Source organism: Paraburkholderia mimosarum LMG 23256 = NBRC 106338 (assembly GCF_000739815.1).
Taxonomy (GTDB): domain Bacteria; phylum Pseudomonadota; class Gammaproteobacteria; order Burkholderiales; family Burkholderiaceae; genus Paraburkholderia; species Paraburkholderia mimosarum.
In genome coordinates this window covers 1-6,846 of record NZ_BBJJ01000146.1, presented here as the reverse complement: position 1 = coordinate 6,846, position 6,846 = coordinate 1, and the positions used below count along the sequence as shown (strand labels likewise).

General features: G+C 54.4%; 5 protein-coding genes and 1 pseudogene. All 6 read left to right on the top strand.

The features are described 5' to 3' along the window. Window positions 1–1,132: thioesterase domain-containing protein (locus BMI01S_RS35400; protein WP_042292568.1), on the top strand; the 1,132-nt coding region annotated here is incomplete at its 5' end. A 100-nt stretch (window positions 1,133–1,232) separates the two neighbouring features. After that, window positions 1,233–2,687, top strand: coding sequence for a hypothetical protein (locus BMI01S_RS35395; protein WP_208461034.1), 1,455 nt, complete (start codon window positions 1,233–1,235; stop codon window positions 2,685–2,687). A gap of 110 nt (window positions 2,688–2,797) precedes the next feature. Further along, window positions 2,798–3,061, top strand: coding sequence for a hypothetical protein (locus tag BMI01S_RS44335; protein ID WP_028232874.1), 264 nt, complete (start codon window positions 2,798–2,800; stop codon window positions 3,059–3,061). Window positions 3,062–3,322: 261 nt separating this feature from the next. Further along, on the top strand, window positions 3,323–4,072 hold the full coding sequence (locus BMI01S_RS40055) for a hypothetical protein (protein ID WP_154671489.1): 750 nt from the start codon (window positions 3,323–3,325) through the stop codon (window positions 4,070–4,072). A gap of 53 nt (window positions 4,073–4,125) precedes the next feature. After that, a complete protein-coding gene (locus tag BMI01S_RS35385; RefSeq protein ID WP_028232873.1) occupies window positions 4,126–5,934 on the top strand; it encodes an ABC transporter ATP-binding protein in 1,809 nt (602 codons plus the stop codon). 418 nt (window positions 5,935–6,352) lie between these two features. Continuing rightward, window positions 6,353–6,737 (top strand): annotated as a pseudogene (locus BMI01S_RS40050) (sigma factor-like helix-turn-helix DNA-binding protein); the annotation flags it as partial. Between the last annotated feature and the right edge of the window lie 109 nt (window positions 6,738–6,846).

Genomic DNA, 6,846 nt, shown 5'->3' with positions numbered 1-6,846 from the left:
CAAGGCACTGCCGGCGCCAGCTGACGATGCCTATGCGCGGCGGGGTTACGAGGCGCCGCGCGGGGAGCTCGAGACGGTGCTGGCGCAGTTGTGGGCGGAGCTGCTGGGGCTGGAGCGGGTCGGTCGGCGTGACCACTTCTTCGAGCTGGGGGGGCATTCGCTGCTGGCCGTGCGGCTGCTCAGCCGAGCACTGGATGGGGGAATGAAGTTAAGCGCTATCGATCTCTTCGAAGCCCCCGTCCTGAAGGATCTTGCCTCCAGGGTCGAGATGGACATGGATCGTCATGTGTCTGGCGTGTTGCCGGTCCGTTTGGCGGGAACTCAGCCTCCCGTTTTCTTTGTTCCGACAGGCTATGGAGATTTTTCGTATGTCTCCACTTTAGCAAAAGAAATGGAAGTGGATAGTCCCATCTACGCTCTGCCATGGCCCTCCTTCAAAGATCGTTCACTGACTCTTGAGGAGATCGCAACACATACACTGTTGAGGATAAAGAAGATTCAGCCACGAGCTCCTTACCGGATTGCCGGATATTCGTCCGGTGCGATCCTCGCTTACGGGATTGCTCAGCAGTTGCTGCGCTTCGATGAAACGGTATCTTTTCTGGGTCTTATCGATGCCCCGCTGCCAGCAGATTCTCCGAAAAAATCGGATGCGGAAATAATACTGGAAATGGTATTTGAACCTCTGGAGTCTTTGGACGATGAACGATTCGAACTGCTACAGCGCTGCGCTAGGAACAGTTCTGTCTCGCAACTACTCCATAAGGCACAGGAAATCGGGGTGATAGTTGTAGAAGGGGATTTCTACGAAACCGCCGAAACGTATATCCATTTTCAGCACGTGTTACAGAAGTATCAGGTTCCATCCCTGCCAGTCGAAATCTACCAGTTCTATGCATCTGAGTTTCCCCAGAATTTCCGCGCTGGATGCACTCCGGATGCAACGGAGCCTAAGAAGATTGAACCCATGCATGGCTGGGACCGAGTTCTAAATCCCCGGGCCATTCATGCCATACCGATTCCAGGCGATCACGTGACAATGATGACCGTGCCGGAAAACCGCCGGATTCTTGCTCGCTCACTTTCATTATGCCTAGGCAGCACACCACACCCGCCAACAATAGGGCTCTGACGCTATGACAACGCGCGCGCACCATCTCGACTGTTACCTCCCGTCGACTTTCGAAGCTTTAACGCAAGGAGGGGACCCACGGATCGAACTCGACACCGCAATGATCAATAAATACGGGGGGCGGCCGATACCAGATACAGGGCTATTAGCATTTGGCTCCGCCACGGCATCTACGATCTCCATATCTGGCCACTCTGCTGCACAACAACTGCGCTCCCATCTCTTGAGTAGCTTACGGGAGAGAAATCCGGCGGATGTCTATTTCGAGGAGATGTCGAGGCTGCGTAGTGAATTCGTCGACCTGTGCGGCTTGGGAGAACTGTTGGGGTTGGAGGCAATTGTATCCGCTTCCGGCACAGATGCTCACATGATTGTCGCAAGGCTGGTGGCCGGGACCAGCTATCGCACAACGTTGGCGATCATGGTTCAAGCGGAAGAGACTGGGAGCGGTGTCGGGCGTGCTTTGGCGGGCGCCTTATATCATCGCTATCCCCCTGCGATGGACGATGAGAATGCGGGAGATTTCGGCGATGTCAATCATGTCAAGTCGATAGCAATTCGCTCAGAGGACGGCAATCCCCGATCCATTGCCGCGGTTGATGACGAACTTGAAGCAATTGTCCTGAGTGCTGTAAAGCAGTATGAGCGCATTTTGATCGTGTTAACCGACGTCTCCAAGACCGGCATGTTGGGCCCCAGTCCGGATCGCGTCCTCGAACTCAAGCGGCGTTGGCCAAACGTCATTGAGACGGTCATCGATGCCTCCCAATTCAGGCTGGCATCGAGCACGTTAGTAAGTTATCTCCGTGCGGATTGTATTGTCATCGTAACTGGATCAAAGTTTTTTAGCGGCCCTCCATTTTCCGCAATGTTGTTGGTTCCGGCAGACGCAGCATACAGATTGATGAAGCGGCCGCTCGATCCGGCACTTCGCGTCAATAGTGCGCGCGCGGAGTGGCCACAACATTGGAGTGGCACTATGTTGCTTCACAATGCAAGCAACTTTGGATTGCTTTTGCGGTGGGAGGCCGCACTCGCTGAACTGCGGGCTTTTCACAGCATCCCCGCGGAACGTATCAGAGAGGTCGTGGAGAACTTCTATAACGCCATTACATCATGGATGAGTAACGCGCAACAGCTTAGTCTCCTAGAACCGCCCGCCTTGCAGCGCCGTCCAACGAAAAATCAGGCGACGTGGGATCAGATACCGACGATTTTCCCCTTCATCGTGTTCGACATTGATAACCGAAGAAGAAGGCCGCTGCCTGCGGATGACACAACCAAAATATTCAATCGAATGAAATTAGACCTTGGCGGGAGGGCGCGCGGAGTAAGACGGAAAATATTGTCCGCGCGTTGCGAATTGGGCCAACCCGTTTTATGTGGCGAGATCGATGGGGTTCCTGTTTCCGCGCTGAGAATGAGTCTTAGCGCGCGGTTGATTGTGGAGGCCGTTTGCCAGAGAGATAACAGTGCCGATTATCTAGTAGAACGTGCCATTTCTGTATTGGAAAAGGTATCTCTTCTCGCTAAAAACGGGGTACTTGCATCGTGACGGCGCGTCCACACTAATTGTGTTTGATCGTATACTTCTGTGACGAGTGCTACGTCAACCACCTGAACTGAACGGGAGCGCCAGTGGACAAGCACGGACGATACGACAGAATGCAGGCCGGTCAGGGTTTCGGGAAATCGCCCTTAGTCTCCGGCCGGTGGGTGGAAGCGATTGAGCCGGCCGAAGCCGAGACCGACCGCCCAGCGACGCGGCAACGGCACGAAGCCATTTTTCGCCTCAGTCGGTTTGATTATCTGAGGCTCGATCCCTTCGTCGAGTGCCGGCTGTGCTGGCTCTTCGCCGGTATATCCGTGATCGGCGAACGCTATCTTGACCGTCTAGCCCGTGGCGTGCCTGATGCGCCAATTCTTTGACCTGAGGACGCTCCAGTTCCTTGGCCGGCATCACATGCGCAGCAAGCAACTGCTCCGAGGTATCAGCCTCCATCCATATGGACATTATTTCCGCACGGCGGAAAGTCATTGGGCAACAAACGCCACGGCATAGCCGCGCGACGATCGAGCGCGAGCCGTTGTCATCTCGCGCAATTCGCAGCGGCGAAGTATCTTCTGGGTGTTGGCTGGAAGAAAGAATGTTCAGCGATGTAGTTTCACGATTCCCGTCGGAGTTCTAAGATGAATTTGAAAATATTTTCTTTGCGAGAGAGGCCGGAACTCATTCCTCTTGTTTTTTCGAGCGAGTTAGATAGCATGTGGCCCAACTTTATGCGCCATGATCACGCGGCAAAACTTTATTTTGGTGCGGGAGTCTTTTCAAGATACTTGGACTTCGCGTATGCTGGACTTGTCGATGAGGAGGTCGTTGGCCGCGCTTTTGGCGTTCCATTTGCTTCAAACATCGAGGGCCGCATGGAATTGCCGGACGGCGGTTGGGATGAGGTTATCCGCTGGGCTCACGAAGACAGTCTGCTAGGCCGTGAACCAACGACGATAAGCGCGCTCGAAATTACCCTACTGCCAAAGGCGAGAGGTTTTGGTAATGCGCTGGCACTGCTGAATGCGTTGAAGCAACGTGCCAAAATGGCGGGATTCTCAATACTTTCGGTTCCCGTTCGGCCAAGCCAAAAGCACCATGTTCCCAGTATGCCAATGCTCGAGTATGCCAGGCTACAACGCCCTGACGGGTTGCCGATGGATTCTTGGTTGCGAACCCACATCGGTGCTGGAGGAAAGATCATGAAAATTGCCCCTTATTCCATGACTATCGTTGGAACAATTTCGGAATGGTCACGATGGACAGGGCAAATATTCGAACATTCTGGAACTGCTGAGGTCGATGGAGCATTGGTGCCTGTGCTCGTTTCAATGGAGCAAAATTTCATCGTTTATATTGAGCCAAATGTGTGGTTTCAATACGAATTATGATTTATGAAACCTGCGTTTCTTTCATTTAATGAATTGAGACACCTCGAGAAAAAATGACGAAAAGAAAGCCTTGGTTTGAAATGCGGACATTTAAATGCGTACTAGTCTTTACTATGCGTTATTGGCGCAAACAGCCTGTGAGAATTTCCGCGATCGCGACGCTCGCATTACTGGCCACCCTTGCCGAGGTGGCGACCCCAGTTTTTACTGGGAGGCTCGTGGATGCGCTCACAGCGAGTGCCGGTGATATGGGCTTCAAGTCCGTTGCGTGGCAACATGCAGCAAGTACGTTTGGTCTGCTGATCGCATTGGGAGTTGGCACGACCTTGGCGAGGCATTTCACGCTTCACAACATCGTGGTGCTGACGTTGAACATGATAAGCGAAGTCGCATCAAACGCATTATCCCGTGTGCAACGTCTCTCCACAGATTGGCATGCGAATAGTTTCGCCGGTTCGACAGTACACAGAATCACGCGCGGTATGTGGGCGCTAGAACTAATGAATGACACGCTGCTTCTCGCGTTGCTGCCGTCGCTGCTGATGCTGGGTGGCGCGACGACGCTATTTGGTGTCCGCTGGCCGCTGATGGGTGCCTTGGTTGGTGCAGGATCGCTGTTGTACATTACGGCCGCGGTGTGGCTATCGCTAGGCTATGTAGCGCCCGCCGCGCACATCAGCAATCTGTGGGACACCCGCATGGGAGGTAGGCTTGCCGACGCGATAGCTTGTAACTCGGTCGTAAAAGCGTTTGGCGCCGAGAGCCGAGAAGAAGCTAGGTTTTTCCGTATAGTCAGTAAGTGGCGTAAGCATGCGGCTCGCATGTGGGCGCGTAGCACGACCAATGGTGGAGTCCAGAGCGGCATGCTCGTGCTGATGCAAACCGCGATGCTCAGTGCCGCACTATGGTTCCGCGCGCGCGATGAAGCAAGCGTCGGCGACATTGCGTTTGCGCTAACAATGTTCTACGTCCTGCAAGGTTATCTACGCGAAGTTGGGATGCACGTACGCAACCTGCAACGCTCTGTGAATGATATGCAACAACTAGTTTTTCTTGAGCGAGAGAGATCTGGCATCGAGGACCGACCAGATGCGTGTCCTATCCAGATTCGACGAGGGGAGATTTGTTTCGAGCACGTGACTTTCCAATATGACAAAGTCCGGGAGCCGTTGTACAAGGACTTCTCAGTAGTCATTGCCCCCGGTGAGCGCGTGGGGCTGGTGGGCCGTTCAGGGGCAGGAAAGACTACGTTCATAAAACTAATCCAGCGGCTCCACGATCCCAGCGATGGTTGCATAATGATTGACGGGCAAGACATTTCCCAGGTTGAGCAGGCTTCGCTGCGACGGCAGATTGCTATCGTGCAACAAGAGCCGTTATTGTTTCACCGCTCGCTCGCGGAGAATATCGCATATGGTAAGCCGGACGCGACGCAGGCTGAGATCGAGCAAGCTTCCGCGCTAGCGAACGCACACGAGTTCATTACCGCGTTACCGAACGGTTATGCTACGCTGGTGGGCGATCGCGGCGTGAAGCTTTCGGGCGGTGAACGTCAGCGAGTGGCTATCGCTCGTGCTTTCCTGGCAGACTCGCCAATCCTTATTCTCGATGAAGCAACCTCGAACCTTGACGGCGAAAGCGAAGTGCTGATTCAAGAGGCTATGGAGCGGTTGATGGTCGGGCGCACGACACTCGTGGCTGCACACCGCCTGTCCACGGTTCGTGGGCTCGATAGGCTGCTGGTGTTTGATCGCGGCCGCCTCGTCGAGGAAGGCAGCCACGATCAGCTCATTCAACTCGATGATAGTATTTACCGTCGGTTGTTTGAGCGGCAGGGATTCGGGTTAGCTCGCCAGATTTGATAAAGTTGTGGCCTAGCATGGCCCTGCCCTGCTGAACAAAGCCTGGCGGAGATAGGAAATTCACGCCGACCGTCGTAAAGGTCAAATCTTGGTAAGCCACCGGCAGAGCCGGTGGCTTACCTCATGCGTTTATACACAAGTCACCCAACTGATTGCGGGTTTCAAGCGGACTGGAGTTGCATTTGATCAGTAAGACATATGTTTCATGAAATGCAGGAGTTGGCAAGACGGGAGGTGAATATTCCACGCCAAATCGAACGTGAATTCCACGCGAAAGCGAACATGAATTCCACGGCAAACCGAACGCCGATTCCACGGCAAAACGAACAGGGATTCCACGCGAAAGCGAACAGCAAGGTGCTGTAGCAGCGACGCGGGTCAACGATGGCACGCTCGACAATTTTGTCGGGAGTGCCGGATGGCAAACATCAGGTTGACCATGCGTAAAATTCGTGAAGTCCTTCGGCTGCACTTCGAGTGCGACCGCACCCATCGGGAAATCGCCCAAGCCATCGGCACGTCGACCTCGACAGTGTGGCAATACCTGCACCGGGTGAAGCTGGCCGGGCTGGAGTGGCCGTTGCCAGCCGGCAGCACAACTGGCGAGCGACGACGCGGCACTCGAAGCCCGGCTGTATCCGCCGCCCGCGCCACGCACGCTGCCGCGAGGCATGCCGCACTGGCCGACGATACATCGCGAGATCGGCAAGCCGGGCGTGACGCTTGACCTGCTGTGGCAGGAATACAGGGCCCAGCATCCGGACGGATACGGCTATAGCTGGTTCTGGCGTGGTTCAAAAAGCGCGATTTTTGCGTTACACAGACGAGCGGAAGCAGCCTGCGTAAGAAAGCAGGAATAGTGGTTCTGGTGCAAATAGGTAGACGGGTTGAGAAAGCTCATATAGGTAGGAT

What these genes read in the sequence shown, in the direction of transcription:
- BMI01S_RS44335 (WP_028232874.1), top strand. Translation starts at nt 2,798, where the DNA reads ATGCAGGCCGGTCAGGGTTTCGGGAAATCGCCCTTAGTCTCCGGCCGG.
- BMI01S_RS40055 (WP_154671489.1), top strand. Translation starts at nt 3,323, where the DNA reads ATGAATTTGAAAATATTTTCTTTGCGAGAGAGGCCGGAACTCATTCCT.
- BMI01S_RS35395 (WP_208461034.1), top strand. Translation starts at nt 1,233, where the DNA reads ATGATCAATAAATACGGGGGGCGGCCGATACCAGATACAGGGCTATTA.
- BMI01S_RS35385 (WP_028232873.1), top strand. Translation starts at nt 4,126, where the DNA reads ATGACGAAAAGAAAGCCTTGGTTTGAAATGCGGACATTTAAATGCGTA.